14 protein-coding genes are annotated in these 15,614 nt (G+C 42.0%); 13 read left to right on the top strand and 1 reads right to left on the bottom strand.

Annotated features, from left to right (window positions below):
* Window positions 1-65: 65 nt before the first annotated feature.
* Window positions 66-332 (bottom strand): 30S ribosomal protein S20, encoded by a 267-nt coding sequence (gene rpsT, locus CHI10_RS18300; RefSeq protein WP_095245631.1) that lies wholly within the window; start codon window positions 330-332, stop codon window positions 66-68.
* Between the two features lie 253 nt (window positions 333-585).
* Here rpsT and gpr point away from each other — a divergent pair, with 253 nt between their 5' ends.
* The 13 genes from gpr to deoC all read left to right on the top strand — a co-directional run bounded on the left by gpr (window position 586) and on the right by deoC (window position 15,609).
* Window positions 586-1,713: a GPR endopeptidase gene (gene gpr / locus CHI10_RS18305; RefSeq protein ID WP_095245632.1), complete on the top strand. Its 1,128-nt coding sequence runs from the start codon at window positions 586-588 to the stop codon at window positions 1,711-1,713.
* Between the two features lie 69 nt (window positions 1,714-1,782).
* Window positions 1,783-2,988 carry a stage II sporulation protein P gene (gene spoIIP / locus CHI10_RS18310; RefSeq protein ID WP_095245633.1) on the top strand — a complete coding sequence of 402 codons (1,206 nt, stop codon included), beginning with the start codon at window positions 1,783-1,785 and terminating at the stop codon, window positions 2,986-2,988.
* Between the two features lie 17 nt (window positions 2,989-3,005).
* Window positions 3,006-3,350, top strand: coding sequence for a YqxA family protein (locus CHI10_RS18315; RefSeq protein ID WP_095245634.1), 345 nt, complete (start codon window positions 3,006-3,008; stop codon window positions 3,348-3,350).
* Between the two features lie 196 nt (window positions 3,351-3,546).
* Window positions 3,547-5,382 (top strand): translation elongation factor 4, encoded by a 1,836-nt coding sequence (lepA, locus tag CHI10_RS18320; RefSeq protein WP_095245635.1) that lies wholly within the window; start codon window positions 3,547-3,549, stop codon window positions 5,380-5,382.
* A 120-nt stretch (window positions 5,383-5,502) separates the two neighbouring features.
* On the top strand, window positions 5,503-6,636 hold the full coding sequence (gene hemW, locus CHI10_RS18325; RefSeq protein WP_095245636.1) for a radical SAM family heme chaperone HemW: 1,134 nt from the start codon (window positions 5,503-5,505) through the stop codon (window positions 6,634-6,636).
* 121 nt (window positions 6,637-6,757) lie between these two features.
* Window positions 6,758-7,789, top strand: coding sequence for a heat-inducible transcriptional repressor HrcA (gene hrcA / locus CHI10_RS18330; protein ID WP_095245637.1), 1,032 nt, complete (start codon window positions 6,758-6,760; stop codon window positions 7,787-7,789).
* A gap of 94 nt (window positions 7,790-7,883) precedes the next feature.
* Window positions 7,884-8,495, top strand: a complete 612-nt coding sequence (gene grpE, locus CHI10_RS18335) for a nucleotide exchange factor GrpE (protein WP_095245638.1) — start codon at window positions 7,884-7,886, stop codon at window positions 8,493-8,495.
* A gap of 25 nt (window positions 8,496-8,520) precedes the next feature.
* The gene (gene dnaK, locus CHI10_RS18340) at window positions 8,521-10,350 is read left to right on the top strand and encodes a molecular chaperone DnaK (RefSeq protein WP_095245639.1); all 1,830 of its coding nucleotides are present in this window, start codon (window positions 8,521-8,523) and stop codon (window positions 10,348-10,350) included.
* A gap of 100 nt (window positions 10,351-10,450) precedes the next feature.
* Window positions 10,451-11,572: a molecular chaperone DnaJ gene (gene dnaJ / locus CHI10_RS18345; RefSeq protein ID WP_095245640.1), complete on the top strand. Its 1,122-nt coding sequence runs from the start codon at window positions 10,451-10,453 to the stop codon at window positions 11,570-11,572.
* Window positions 11,573-11,592: 20 nt separating this feature from the next.
* Window positions 11,593-12,531 carry a 50S ribosomal protein L11 methyltransferase gene (gene prmA, locus CHI10_RS18350; RefSeq protein ID WP_095245641.1) on the top strand — a complete coding sequence of 313 codons (939 nt, stop codon included), beginning with the start codon at window positions 11,593-11,595 and terminating at the stop codon, window positions 12,529-12,531.
* Window positions 12,532-12,660: 129 nt separating this feature from the next.
* Window positions 12,661-13,410, top strand: a complete 750-nt coding sequence (locus tag CHI10_RS18355) for a 16S rRNA (uracil(1498)-N(3))-methyltransferase (protein WP_095245642.1) — start codon at window positions 12,661-12,663, stop codon at window positions 13,408-13,410.
* Window positions 13,411-13,416: 6 nt separating this feature from the next.
* Complete coding sequence (mtaB, locus tag CHI10_RS18360; RefSeq protein ID WP_095245643.1) at window positions 13,417-14,769, top strand: tRNA (N(6)-L-threonylcarbamoyladenosine(37)-C(2))-methylthiotransferase MtaB; 1,353 nt, start codon at window positions 13,417-13,419, stop codon at window positions 14,767-14,769.
* Window positions 14,770-14,937: 168 nt separating this feature from the next.
* The gene (deoC, locus tag CHI10_RS18365; RefSeq protein WP_095245644.1) at window positions 14,938-15,609 is read left to right on the top strand and encodes a deoxyribose-phosphate aldolase; all 672 of its coding nucleotides are present in this window, start codon (window positions 14,938-14,940) and stop codon (window positions 15,607-15,609) included.
* Window positions 15,610-15,614 lie beyond the last annotated feature (5 nt).

Consider the following 15,614-nt stretch of genomic DNA (forward strand, 5'->3'; position numbering starts at 1 on the left):
CAATTGGACCGCTTTTTTATGTAAAATAAAAGGCTATCCCTTAAGATAGCCGATATCTTTAAACATTACGCATTTAAAGAGTTCATTTTTTTCATTAAACGAGACTTTTTACGGGCAGCAGCATTTTTGTGGATTAGACCTTTTGCAGCAGCTTTGTCCAGTTTACGAGCAGCATCAGCGAAAGATTCAGTTGCAGCAGCAGAATCGTTGTTTACGATTGCAGCATCAACCTTCTTAACAGCTGTACGCATTCCTGATTTAACAGTAGCGTTTTGAGCTTTGCGAGCTTCGTTAGTTTTAACACGCTTGATAGCAGATTTAATGTTTGGCATTCCATTCACCTCCTGAAAAAGCATCGAGATTCTATAACTCGACATTCACGTTCATTAACAAATTCAGAACAAGTGATATTTTATCAAACACGGAGCCATAATGCAATACTCTGTACTCAAAATTACTGAGGGTTAAATCGGGAAGTTCATTCTTTTTCTGCATGATTTTGCATTTTAAAGGCAAAGATAGGATATATCTGAATTTTAGTCTGTTATTTTCCAACCTAATAAGCTGAGATTGTGAGGGATACATGTGAAGGAATCAATAGATTTAAGCCAGTACTCAGTTCGGACGGATCTTGCCATTGAAGCAAGGGAAATGGTGATTTCCGGAAGGCAGAAAGAAAATGTTCACGAGCAGGAGAATCTTTCCCAAATAGAAGGCGTCATAATTAAAGAAAAAGAAGAAAACGATATTAAAATTTCCTTTGTTGAAGTAACAAAGCAAGGAGCAGAAGCATTAGGGAAAAAAGAGGGCAAATATCTGACCCTCGAAGTGACGGGCATACGACAGCAGGATACGGAGCTGCAGCACAAAGTGGAGACTGTATTTGCAAGTGAATTTTCCCAATTTATAAAACAGCTGGGCATTAATGAAGATGCATCCTGTTTAATAGTGGGACTGGGCAATTGGAATGTCACTCCCGACGCATTGGGGCCGCAAGTCTGCGAAAATCTGCTTGTAACAAGACATCTCTATCAGCTGCAGCCTGAAAGCGTAGAAGAAGGCTACCGGCCGGTCAGTGCTATTTCTCCAGGGGTGATGGGCCTGACAGGAATTGAAACAAGTGACATCATTCATGGCATTGTTGAAAAAACAAAGCCCGACTTTGTCATTGCGATCGACGCTCTTGCTTCCCGATCAATTGAAAGAGTCAATTCTACCATTCAAATTTCGGATACAGGGATTCACCCTGGTTCTGGTGTAGGGAATAAACGAAAAGAAATCAGTAAAGAGACTTTAGGAATACCTGTCATAGCGATTGGCATCCCAACAGTAGTCGATGCCGTATCCATCACAAGCGATACAATTGATTACATCCTGAAGCATTTCGGCAAGGAAATGAAAGAAGGCGGCCGTCCATCGCGTGCCTTGGCTCCTGCAGGAATGACTTTTGGGGAGAAGAAAAAGCTGACAGATGAGGATCTGCCGGAGGAGCATCATCGAAAAACCTTCCTTGGCATGATCGGAACCTTGCCTGAAGAGGAGAAGCGTAAGCTTATTTATGAAGTACTCTCGCCTTTGGGTCATAACCTAATGGTGACGCCAAAGGAAGTGGATGTATTTATTGAAGATATGTCAAACTTAATTGCCAACGGCTTGAACGCAGCGCTCCACCAGAAAGTGAATCAGGATAATGCCGGATTTTATACAAGATAGAAAATATCCTGTTCTATCTTCTCTAGCAAAGTCATAACATTTACTAGACTAGCAAGGAGAGGTGGAACAATGAAACCTTTTAAAACGAACGGACTTGTAGTAACTATCCAAGGGACAAGCCTTTTGAAGGCTATTGGCGGGTTTCTGCTTTTTCTATTTATGATATTTTCCATAAGCGGAGCATTAACTTCCTTAAAGCCTGAATATCGAATCAGTTCTTCTTCAGTAAATTCTGCCGCGAACAGCCTGACAGGAGAAATGCTTTATCATTTTCTCGGATGGGAAAATCACTCATTTCTCCAGGGAGTTTCTGAAAGCAGTTCTCCCCCGGGCTTTGCGAATTTAATTTTTAAGCTATCCACGAATGTCAATTTGGATGATCCCAGAAGTCTTCTGGGAAGGGAGCTTCCTTTTTTCTCGATTTATGACAGTAAAATCCTGGTTGCAGGTGAAGGAACAGATTATACAAACATGCCAGTAGAATCTTCTCCTCCTTTAGAAGTACTTATGGCCGAACAGGAGGCATCCCTGCAAAACACCGAAGGGCTTGAGCCTTCTGGGGATAAAAAGCAGTCAAACGCCCCGCCGGTATCAACAGGTGATAAAAAACCTGTCTATGTATACTTTTCGCATAATACTGAATCCTATCTTCCGTATCTGAAGGGTGTCACCAACCCTGATGCTGCCTACCATTCAAAAATTAATATTACTAAAATCGGTGACAAGCTTAAGGAAGAGATGGAGAGCAAAGGAATAGGCACCTTTGTGGATAAAACGGATATTCAGGGGAATTTAAACAAAAAGGGCTTAACATATGGACGCTCCTATCAGGAATCCAGAGAGGTAGTCCAGGCAGCAATCACTTCCAATCGGGATCTGGCTTATTTAATCGATATTCACCGTGATTCAAAAAGAAAAAAAGATACTACAAAAGAAATTAACGGAGAGTCTTATGCCAAGCTGGCTTTTATCATTGGAGGAAATAATCCAAATTATGAAAAGAACTTAAAATTTGCTAAAGAGCTGCATGATAGACTGAGTGTCAAGTACAAAGGATTAAGCAGGGGAATAATGAAAAAAGAAGGCGCAGGTACAAATGGCAACTTCAATCAGGATTTATCAGGCAATGCCATACTCATTGAGTTTGGGGGAGTCGATAATACGTTTGAGGAGTTAAACCGTTCGGCCGAAGCACTCGCGGAAGTGTTCAGTGAATATTATTGGCAGGCCGAGGAAGTGAATTCACCGGCTGGCGATGAATCAGAAAAGAACTAGTAATAGGATGATGCGGAATGAAAATGTTTATGCTTAAAGCTCTTTTTCTGGCAGCGCTTATGTTTGTCTCAGTGTTATTCGGAATGCAGCAGGCAAATGAAGGAATTCACAGAATGAAGGGATTCCATGACGGAGATTTCAAAAGTGCCCTGACCATAAAAGAAACCAACGAAGGCGAAGTCCAGGCTTCTGTCCTGGGGAGTGATGTGTCAAGCCATGATCTTCAGAAGAAAAGGGAAAAACTTGAAGAAATGAAAGCATATAATTTCTTTTCTTCCTTAGGAAAAAGCATATCCGAAGGCATATCAGAGCTTACAGAAAAATCGGTCGCAATCATCACAGACTTAATAACAGGGAAATAGGCTGCTCAGGTGGGCAGCCTTATTTTTTTGGAAAATTAGCGGCTTAAAGCTTAGCATTGAATCTTCACAAACCTACTGATATAATCAAAAATAGTGTATAAACTAAAAGGACTATTTTAAAATTGATCACACTTAGCTCCAGGCGCCTGTTTAAGGCGCTTGCGCTTTTCTATAGTAGGAGTTGAAATAATAAACAATGAACAGAGAAGAGAGACTAAAAAGGCAAGAGAAAATTAGGAATTTTTCGATCATCGCCCATATTGATCATGGTAAGTCGACTTTGGCCGACAGAATTCTTGAAAAAACCAATGCGCTGACTTCACGCGAAATGAAGGACCAGCTCCTTGATTCCATGGATCTTGAAAGGGAGCGCGGCATTACGATCAAGCTGAATTCCGTTCAGTTAAATTATAAAGCGAAAGATGGAGAAATATACACTTTCCATTTAATAGATACGCCGGGACACGTCGATTTTACATATGAAGTATCCCGAAGCCTTGCAGCATGTGAAGGAGCCATTCTGGTTGTGGATGCAGCTCAGGGTATTGAAGCGCAAACTCTTGCCAATGTTTATCTGGCACTGGATAACGATCTTGAGATTCTTCCAATTATTAATAAGATCGACTTGCCAAGTGCGGATCCGGAAAGGGTTCGAAATGAGATCGAAGAAGTTATCGGCCTGGATGCATCTGAAGCAGTACTGACTTCAGCAAAGGCTGGAATCGGAATAGAAGAAATTCTTGAACAGGTCGTTGAAAAAGTACCTGCTCCAGTAGGGGATCCGGATGCCCCATTAAAGGCTCTTATATTTGATTCCCTTTATGATGCCTACCGGGGTGTAGTAGCCTATATCCGTGTGGTCGAGGGTACGGTAAAAGTAGGGGATAAAGTTAAAATGATGGCAACCGGCAAAGAGTTTGAAGTCACAGAGGTTGGCGTGTTTACGCCAAAATCAACGCCATTGCCTGAATTGTCAGTTGGAGACGTAGGGTTTTTGACTGCTGCAATCAAAAATGTTGGGGATACACGTGTGGGTGATACCATTACAAGCGCGAAAAACGGTGCTGCAGAAGCTCTACCTGGATACAGAAAGATGAACCCGATGGTTTATTGCGGACTTTATCCAATTGATAGCGCTAAGTTCAATGACCTGCGTGAAGCGCTTGAAAAGCTGGAGCTGAATGACTCTGCCCTGCAGTTTGAACCGGAAACTTCCCAGGCACTCGGCTTTGGATTCCGCTGCGGTTTCCTTGGATTGCTTCACATGGAAATCATTCAGGAGCGCATTGAGCGTGAATTCAAAATTGATCTGATTACAACAGCACCTAGTGTTATCTATGATGTTATCATGACAGACGGCACTGAGGTTAAAGTGGATAACCCTTCCAATATGCCTGACCCTCAGAAGATTGACCGTGTTGAAGAACCTTATGTAAAAGCTACAATGATGGCCCCGAATGATTATGTGGGTGCCATTATGGAACTTTGTCAGCTAAAGCGCGGCATCTTTATTGATATGCAATACATGGATGAAACCAGAGTTAACATTATCTATGAATTACCTTTATCGGAAATTGTTTATGACTTCTTTGATCAGCTGAAATCCAATACAAAAGGATATGCCTCTTTTGATTATGAATTAATTGGATACAAGCCATCGAAACTTGTTAAGATGGATATTCTGTTAAATGCAGAAAAGGTAGACGCATTGAGCTTCATCGTTCATAGGGATTTTGCTTATGAAAGAGGAAAAGTTATCGTTGAGAAGTTAAAAGAGCTAATTCCCCGTCAGCAGTTTGAGGTTCCTATTCAAGCTGCGGTGGGCCAGAAAATTGTAGCCCGCTCAACCATTAAAGCCATCAGAAAAAATGTATTGGCTAAATGTTACGGCGGAGACATTTCCCGTAAGCGTAAATTATTGGAGAAGCAGAAAGAAGGTAAAAAGCGGATGAAGCAGGTTGGTTCTGTTGAAGTTCCGCAGGAAGCTTTCATGGCCGTTTTGAAGATGGACGATAATACCCCTAAAAAGTAAAATATTTGATTTGTTTTAAGAGGTTAGATATGCTGTCATAATAATAACAGCACTAGCCTCTTTTTATTTAGGAAACTGCTGTATATGAATGTTGATTGAATGATGAAAGTAGTGAAATAAATGATTAAAGCAGCTTATATACACATCCCCTTTTGTGAACATATCTGCCATTACTGTGATTTTAATAAAGTGTATTTGAAGAACCAGCCGGTTGGAGAATATCTTGACTCTCTTGATAAAGAGATGGATCTTGCTTTGAAAGAAACACCGGCAGCGCGCCTGGACTCTATCTTTGTAGGGGGCGGGACACCCACTGCGCTGAACGGGAAACAGCTTGAACAGCTTTGCAGCACAATTAAACGCCAGCTGCCCTATGACTCTTTCACAGAATATACATTTGAAGCTAATCCGGGAGATCTCTCTAAGGAAAAGCTTCAAATATTGCATGATGCCGGAGTCAACAGGCTCAGCTTTGGTGTCCAGACCTTCAACGATGAACTCTTAAAAAGAATTGGGAGGTCACACCGGGCAAAAGATGTTTTTCAGTCAATTGCAGCTGCTAAACAAGTAGGTTTCGATAACATCAGCATCGATCTGATATACAGTCTTCCCGGTCAAACACTTCAGGACTTTAAAGATACACTTGAAACATCATTTACCTTGGATATTGATCATTATTCAGGCTATTCTTTGATCATTGAGCCCAAGACGGTATTCTATAATTTGATGAGAAGAGGGAAACTGCCGACACCCGGAGAAGATGTGGAAGCTGAAATGTATGACTTATTAATAGAGCAAATGGACAAACATGGATTTGCCCAATATGAAATCAGCAATTTTGCCAAGCCTGGCTATGAGAGCAAGCATAATATCACTTATTGGGATAATGAATGGTACTTCGGCTTTGGGGCAGGTGCGCATGGCTATGTTAATGGGCTTCGTCGTTCAAACCACGGACCTCTGAAAAAATATATGGAGCCAATTGAAAAGGGCCAGCTTCCGATCCTTGAAGAACATAGGGTGCCTCTGGAAGAACAGATGGAAGAGGAAATGTTCCTTGGACTGAGAAAAACTGAAGGTGTCTCAATTAGTCGTTTTAAAGAGAAATTTGGCAAAAACCCGCTGGAGCATTTTGAAGTTCAGATAAAACAGCACACCGATAAAAAATTAATTATTGCCGGGGAAGAGCATATTAAATTGACAAGACGAGGACGATTTCTTGGAAATGAAGTATTTCAGTCCTTTATAGGGTAATCTGCCTGAGGATTGCTTCAGGAAAAAAGGAAGCCAAATTATTGACACTGCACGTATGATTTGATAATTTATTAGTAGAATTAGCACTCGGGGACAAAGAGTGCTAACAGAGGTGATAACTGTGTTAACTGATCGTCAATTATTAATTTTTCAAGTAATTGTTGATGATTTTATTCATACTGCACAGCCTGTAGGGTCGAGAACTCTGTCGAAAAAAGAAGAAATTTCTTTTAGTTCCGCAACGATCAGAAATGAGATGGCTGATTTAGAGGAACTTGGGTTTATTGAGAAAACACACACCTCATCGGGGAGGATTCCATCTGAAAAAGGGTACCGCTACTATGTGGATCACCTTTTATCCCCGCAAAAATTAAATCAGCATGATATCCACAAAGTACAATCGATCTTTGCTGAAAGAATTTATGAGCTGGAGAAAATTGTTCAAAAATCGGCAAAAATTCTATCTGAGCTGACTAATTATACATCCATAGTCCTTGGGCCAGCAGTAAGGGATAACAAACTGAAGAGAATTCAGATTGTTCCTTTGAATAAAGAAACAGCGATAGCAATTATTATCACAGATACAGGCCATGTGGAAAACAGAATGTTCCACTTGCCGGAAAATATTGATGCAGGTGATTTGGAAAAGGTCGTGAATATCCTTAATGACCGTCTTGCCGGTGCGCCATTGGAAAGTCTGAACAATAAGTTATATAAAGAGGTTGCCGTGCTTTTAAGGCATCATATCAATAATTATGATGTAATGCTGAATTCAATTGCCGATACAATAAAGATACCGGCCTATGATAAGCTTTTCTTTGGCGGTAAAACAAATATGCTCAGCCAGCCGGAGTTTCATGATATTGAAAAGGTTAAAAACCTTATGAATATGATTGAGCAGGAAAAAGGCATATATGATTTACTCAGTAAAAACAAGTCAGGGATCAATATCAAAATCGGCCGGGAAAATAATAATTTAGCAATGGAAAACTGCAGTCTGATAACAGCAAGCTATTCAATCGGCACCGAACAGCTCGGCACAATTGCCATTCTGGGCCCTACCAGAATGGAGTATTCAAGAGTCATCAGCTTATTGAACTATATCAGTGCAGACTTATCATCTGTTTTATCCAAGTTGTATCAAAACAGATGATGGTGGAGATATTGATTAAGGGTGGAAAAACCTTTCCACTCCTTTCCTTATGTTTTTTATTTTATAATCCAGCTATTCTTTAAGGGAGGTGAACATGTTGGCAGAAGAGAAAGAGACATTGAGCCATGAATTAAATGAACAAACCAACGAACCTGAAGGAACTGAAAATGAGGCTCCTATTGAAGAGGTATTTGCAGAGTCTCATGAAGCAGAAGCAGATCCTGATGAGGGAACTGATTCAGACCTTACAGCAGCAAATGTAAAAATAGCTGAATTGGAAGGTAAGCTGGAAGAGGCTGAAAATCGCATCTACCGTCTTCAGGCTGATTTTGAAAATTCACGGCGCCGTGCAAGGCTGGACCTTGAAGCGTCTGAAAAATATAGAGCACAAAGCTTAATCTCTGATTTGCTGCCTGCGCTAGACAATTTTGAAAGAGCACTTCAAATGGAAGCTGGAAATGAACAGGCTAAATCTATTCTACAAGGAATGGAAATGGTTTATCGAAGCTTAGTGGAGGCTATTAAAAAAGAAGGCGCAGAACAGATTGAGGCAGTTGGGAAAGAATTCGACCCTCATATGCACCAGGCTGTTATGCAGGTAGAAGATGAGAATTTTGATTCCAATACCGTGGTCGAGGAATTCCAAAAAGGCTACAAGCTAAAGGATCGGATCATTCGTCCATCAATGGTTAAAGTAAATCAATAACTACATATTTGGGGAGGCAAAGAACATGAGCAAAATTATCGGAATCGATTTAGGTACAACAAACTCATGTGTCGCTGTACTTGAAGGCGGCGAACCGAAAGTAATTCCAAATCCGGAAGGCAACCGTACAACACCATCAGTTGTAGCGTTTAAGAACGGCGAGCGTCAGGTTGGTGAGGTGGCAAAGCGCCAGTCTATTACAAACCCGAACACGATCATGTCCGTTAAACGCCATATGGGTACAGATCATAAAACAGAGGTTGAAGGAAAGGAATTTTCTCCACAAGAGGTTTCTGCTATTATTCTTCAATATTTGAAATCTTATGCAGAAGACTATCTTGGCGAGAAGGTTACTAAAGCGGTAATCACAGTTCCAGCATATTTCAACGATGCTGAGCGTCAGGCAACAAAGGATGCAGGCCGAATTGCCGGCTTGGAAGTTGAACGAATCATCAACGAACCGACTGCCGCAGCGTTGGCATATGGACTGGATAAAATGGATGAAGACCAGACAATTCTTGTTTATGACCTTGGCGGCGGTACTTTTGACGTCTCTATCCTTGAACTTGGCGATGGTGTATTCGAAGTAAAATCCACTGCCGGGGATAACCGTCTTGGCGGTGATGATTTTGACCAGGTAATTATTGATTACCTCGTTGATCAATTCAAAAAAGAGAACGGCATCGATCTTTCTAAAGATAAAATGGCTCTGCAGCGTTTAAAAGATGCTGCTGAAAAAGCGAAAAAGGATCTTTCCGGTGTAACTTCAACACAAATTTCACTTCCGTTCATCACTGCCGGGGAAGCTGGACCTTTACACCTGGAAGTAACACTTTCAAGAGCTAAATTTGAAGAGCTGTCAGCAGATCTTGTTGAACGTACAATGGGACCTACACGCCAGGCATTGAAGGATGCTGGTTTGACTCCTTCAGAAATCGATAAAGTTATCCTTGTCGGCGGTTCAACACGTATTCCGGCTGTACAGGAAGCAATCAAAAAAGAAACAGGAAAAGAACCGCACAGAGGAGTTAACCCTGATGAGGTTGTAGCTATGGGTGCAGCTATTCAGGGCGGTGTCATCACTGGTGATGTTAAGGATGTTGTCCTTCTGGACGTAACACCTTTGTCTCTTGGAATTGAAACAATGGGCGGAGTGTTCACTAAGCTGATTGAACGCAATACAACTATTCCAACATCAAAATCCCAGGTGTTCTCAACTGCTGCTGATAATCAGTCTGCTGTTGATATCCATGTCCTTCAAGGGGAACGCCCAATGGCAGCGGATAACAAAACACTTGGCCGTTTCCAGCTAGGGGATATTCCTCCAGCTCCGCGCGGTGTGCCTCAGATCGAAGTGTCTTTTGATATCGATAAAAATGGTATTGTAAACGTACGCGCTAAAGACCTTGGCACAAACAAAGAGCAAGCCATCACAATCAAATCATCAACAGGATTATCTGATGAGGAAATTGAAAAAATGGTAAGAGAAGCTGAAGAAAATGCTGAAGCTGATAAGAAGCGTAAAGAAGAAGTTGAACTCCGCAATGAAGCGGACCAGCTGGTATTCACTACTGAAAAGACTCTAAAAGATCTTGAAGGCAAAGTGGATGAAGCAGAAGTGAACAAAGCAAATGAAGCTAAAGATGCACTAAAAGCTGCAATTGAGAAGAACGATCTGGATGAAATCCGTACTAAGAAAGATGCTTTACAGGAAGTTGTCCAGGCGTTAACAATGAAGCTTTATGAGCAGGCTCAGGCTGCTCAGGGAGCTCAGGGCGCAGAAGGTGCTGAAAACAAAAATGATGACGATAACGTTGTAGATGCTGAGTTCGAAGAAGTTAAAGACGATAAATAATTTCTGAATCTTTTAAGTCAAAGTCAGGTCTTTCTTGGCTTTGGCTTTTATTTTTGATACAATAATCTTTATGTGAAATGAATCGGGGAGAGTGGTAATCATGAGTAAAAGGGATTACTATGAGGTTCTCGGAATCAGCAAGGGTGCATCCAAGGATGAAATTAAGAAGGCTTATCGAAAGCTTTCAAAAAAATATCATCCTGATATCAACAAAGAGCCTGATGCAGACGAGAAGTTCAAGGAAGTTAAAGAAGCATATGAAGTCCTAAGCGACGATCAGAAAAAATCGCATTATGATCAATTTGGCCATACGGACCCTAATCAGGGCTTTGGAGGAGCCGGTTTTGAAGGTTTCGGCGGATTCGAAGACATTTTCAGCACCTTCTTCGGAGGAGGCGGATCACGCCGGCGTGATCCTAACGCCCCAAGACAGGGTGCAGACTTGCAGTACACCATGTCCTTAACCTTTGAGGAAGCAGTATTCGGCAAAGAGACCGATATTGAAATTCCGCGAGAAGAGACATGTGAGACCTGCAGCGGTTCAGGAGCGAAGCCGGGAACTAAGCCGGAAACATGCCGTCATTGTCATGGGTCAGGTCAGTTGAATGTTGAACAAAATACGCCATTTGGCAAGATCGTAAATAGAAGAGTTTGCCACTACTGTAATGGTACCGGTAAAGAAATTAAAGAGAAGTGCACAACCTGCCGTGGAGCAGGTAAAGTGCAAAAACGCAGAAAGATACACGTGAAAATTCCTGCAGGCATTGATGATGGCCAGCAGCTTCGCGTAGCAGGCCAGGGGGAACCAGGTTTTAACGGAGGACCTCCAGGCGACCTTTATGTTGTATTCCATGTGCGGTCTCATGAGTTCTTTGAGCGTGATGGCGATGATGTTTATTGTGAAATGCCTATAACATTTGTGCAGGCTGCCCTTGGCGATGAAATCGAAGTGCCGACACTGCATGGGAAAGTAAAACTTAAAGTCCCTTCAGGCACTCAGACAGGAACCAAATTCCGTCTGAAAGGAAAAGGTGTACCAAATGTAAGAGGATACGGAACAGGAGATCAGCACATTATTGTTCGTGTCATTACTCCGACAAAGCTGACCGAAAAACAGAAGCAGCTTTTAAGCGAGTTTGCTGAAGTCAGCGGAACAGTCCCGCAGGGAGAACATGAAGAAAGTTTTTTTTCTAAAGTAAAACGAGCCTTTAAAGGTGAATAAAGGAATGGGAGTTGGTAGTAGTGAAATGGTCAGAAATCAGTATTCATACTGCAAATGAAGCTGTTGAACCGATTTCGAATATTTTGCATGAAGCCGGAGCAAGCGGAGTTGTAATAGAGGATCCTTTAGAACTTGTAAAAGAAAGAAAGGATCAATTCGGTGAAATCTACCAGCTCAATCCGCAGGACTATCCTGAGGAAGGCGTTATTGTAAAAGCATATTTGCCAGTAAACAGTTTCCTTGGGGAAACCGTTGATGAAATTAAAGAAGCAATCAATAACCTCATTTTATTTAACATCGATATTGGCGCAAATAAAGTCAGCATTAGTGAGGTAAATGAAGAAGAATGGGCTACTGCCTGGAAAAAATACTATAACCCCGTAAAAATTTCAGAACGCTTCACCATTGTCCCAACCTGGGAGGATTATACACCTGTCAGCAGTGATGAACTTATCATAGAGCTTGACCCGGGCATGGCCTTTGGAACTGGGACACACCCCACAACGGTTATGTGTATCCAGGCCCTTGAAAGAACAGTAAAACAGGGTGATAATGTTGTAGATGTAGGAACAGGCTCGGGTGTCTTAAGCATTGCTGCAGCTATGCTGGGTGCCGGGAAGGTAAAAGCTCTTGATCTTGATGAAGTCGCAGTAAATTCAGCTAAATTAAATATTAAGCTGAATAAAGTGCAGGATATAGTGGATGTATCACAAGGGAATCTGCTCGATGGTGTCAGCCAGGGAGCAGATGTGGTCGTTGCCAACATCCTTGCAGAAGTAATTCTCCGCTTTACAGATGATGTTGCCTCAGTCGTAAGGGAAGGCGGATACTTCATCGCTTCAGGCATTATCCAGCAGAAGAAGCAGGAAGTAAGAGATGCTATTTCCGCTGCAGGGTTTGAAATAGAAGAGACCATCCAAATGGAAGATTGGGTTGCCATTGTCGCAAGGAGAAAGTAATTAGAAAAACTCCGGTTCCTCGGGATGAGAGGGGCCGGTGTTGGATATACCGTAAAAAGGGGGTAAATAGCTTACCCTCCTTTTTACAGTTGAAAGGATCTTGAACAGGTAAGGAAGAGGGTGCCGATTGTGCAGCGGTATTTCACAGGAAATGCAGTTAAAGATAAGTACTTTCATATTACAGGAGAAGACCGTCATCATATAGTGAAGGTAATGCGCATGAAAGAAGGCGGCAAAATTATCTGTGTCGATCCATCTCAAAATAGTGCACTTTGCTCAATTGCAGAAATTACCGATGAACATGTGGCTGCAGAAGTTGTACAATGGATTGAAGGATCTTCTGAGCTGCCTGCAGATATTACTATTGTGAGCGGACTGCCTAAAGGGGATAAGCTGGAGTGGATCATTCAAAAGGGCACTGAGCTGGGAGCGCGCCGTTTTATCCCTTTTACTTCAGCTCGTTCAGTAGTAAAATGGGATGCGAAGAAATCAGTGAAAAAAGCAGAGAGATGGCAGAAGATTGCTAAAGAAGCTGCTGAACAGTCACATAGGAGCATAGTGCCGGAAGTTCTTGCACCGCTTGATTTAAAGTCATTGCTGAAAATATCAGCTGATTATTCATATAAATTGATTGCCTTTGAGGAAGAAGCGAAACAGGGAGAGGACACTGTGCTCTATAAAACACTTTCTTCCATGAACAAAGGAGAATCACTTTTAGTTGTATTCGGACCTGAAGGCGGTCTTGCAGATAATGAAGTCTCATTGCTGCTCGAAGCAGGCTTTCTTGCCTGCGGTTTGGGACCGCGTATTTTAAGGACAGAGACAGCGCCTCTCTATTTGCTGTCAGCTGTTTCCTATCATTTTGAATTAATGGGGTGAATATAGATGCCTGCAGTTGCATTTCATACACTTGGCTGCAAAGTCAATCATTACGAAACAGAAGCCATTTGGCAGCTGTTCAAAGAAGCTGGATATGAACGGACAGACTTCGAATCCGTTTCAGATGTATATGTGATTAATACATGTACGGTTACAAATACCGGTGATAAGAAAAGCCGTCAGGTAATCAGAAGGGCAATCAGAAAAAACCCTGATGCCGTTATCTGTGTAACAGGCTGTTATGCACAAACCTCACCTGCCGAAATTATGGCAATCCCTGGAGTTGATATTGTTGTAGGGACTCAGGATCGGGTAAAAATGCTTGAATATATCGAGCAATACAAACAAGAACGGCAGCCAATCAATGGTGTCGGAAACATCATGAAGAACCGTGTCTACGAAGAGCTCGATGTGCCGGCATTTACAGATCGGACACGTGCTTCCCTTAAAATACAGGAAGGCTGCAATAATTTCTGCACATTCTGTATTATTCCCTGGGCGCGCGGCTTAATGAGATCAAGAGACCCGAAAGAAGTAATCCGGCAAGCTCAGCAGCTGGTTGATGCCGGCTATAAAGAAATCGTCCTGACTGGAATCCATACAGGCGGATATGGCGAAGACATGAAGGATTACAACCTGGCTATGCTTCTTACGGATTTGGAAGATCAGGTGAAAGGTCTTAAACGTTTAAGAATCTCCTCAATTGAAGCCAGCCAAATTACCGATGAAGTTATTGAAGTTATGGATAAGTCCAAGGTCGTGGTAAGGCATCTGCACATTCCTCTGCAGTCAGGCTCAAATACGGTCCTTAAAAGAATGCGCCGCAAGTATACCATGGAATTCTTTGCAGAGCGTCTCGAGCGCTTGAAGGAAGCTCTTCCAGGCTTGGCTGTTACATCTGATGTTATCGTAGGCTTCCCGGGGGAAACAGAAGAAGAATTTATGGAAACCTACAACTTTATTAAAGAGCATAAATTTTCCGAGCTTCATGTATTCCCGTATTCAAAGCGTACTGGAACGCCTGCGGCAAGAATGGACGACCAGATCGATGAAGAAGTAAAAAATGAGCGTGTTCATCGCCTGATCGCCTTGTCAGATCAGCTTGCAAAAGAATATGCAGCTCAGTACGAAGGTGAAGTTCTCGAAGTGATCCCGGAGGAAAGCTTTAAGGAAAGCAGTGACAGCAATTTATTTGTCGGATACACTGACAATTATTTAAAAATCGTCTTCCCGGCAACAGAAGAAATGGTCGGCCAGATCGTAAAAGTAAAAATCACAAAAGCCGGCTACCCATACAATGAAGGTCAATTTGTAAGAGTCCTTGATGAATTGAACGAAACAGAAGAGGCGGCAGTCTAAAGGAATTACCTTAGGGTAGTTCCTTTTTTTTGATAAATTTATTAATATCTTTTGGGAAAACTACTTTCGAAAACGATTACAAAAAATATAAATAGTGCTCGATATTTTATTATCTAAGTGATATTATGTAAGAGGTACGTACAACTGTTTTTAAAAGGAGTAGTTAAAATGACAAATAACGTAGCAAAAATGATCGATCATACATTACTTAAAGCCGATGCAACAAAAGACCAAATAGAAAAAATCTGTGCGGAAGCTAAAGAATACAATTTCGCGTCTGTTTGTGTTAATCCGACATGGGTTAAACTCTCAAGCGACCTGCTTAACGGAACCGAAGTGAAGGTCTGCACTGTAATCGGATTCCCGCTGGGAGCTTCCACACCTGAAACAAAAGCATTTGAAACAAAGAATGCCATTGAAAACGGTGCAACAGAAGTGGATATGGTCATCAACATTGGCGCTTTAAAAGGCGGAGACAATGAGCTGGTTGAACGGGACATCCGTGCGGTTGTTGATGCTGCAAAAGGAAAAGCATTAACCAAGGTTATTATCGAAACTTGCCTTTTGACTGAAGAAGAAAAAGTTAGAGCATGTGAACTTTCTGTAAAAGCAGGTGCTGACTTTGTAAAAACATCTACAGGATTCTCAACAGGCGGCGCAACTGCTGAAGATATTGCCCTAATGAGAAAAACTGTCGGACCTGATCTTGGCGTAAAAGCTTCGGGCGGAGTAAGAAGCGCAGAAGATGCACAGAAGATGATTGAAGCAGGTGCAACGAGAATCGGAGCGAGCTCCGGCGCTGCTATTGTCAACGGTTTAACAAGCGATTCGGATTACTAAGAAAA

Source organism: Bacillus sp. 7894-2 (assembly GCF_002272225.1).
Taxonomy (GTDB): Bacteria; Bacillota; Bacilli; order Bacillales; family Cytobacillaceae; genus Cytobacillus.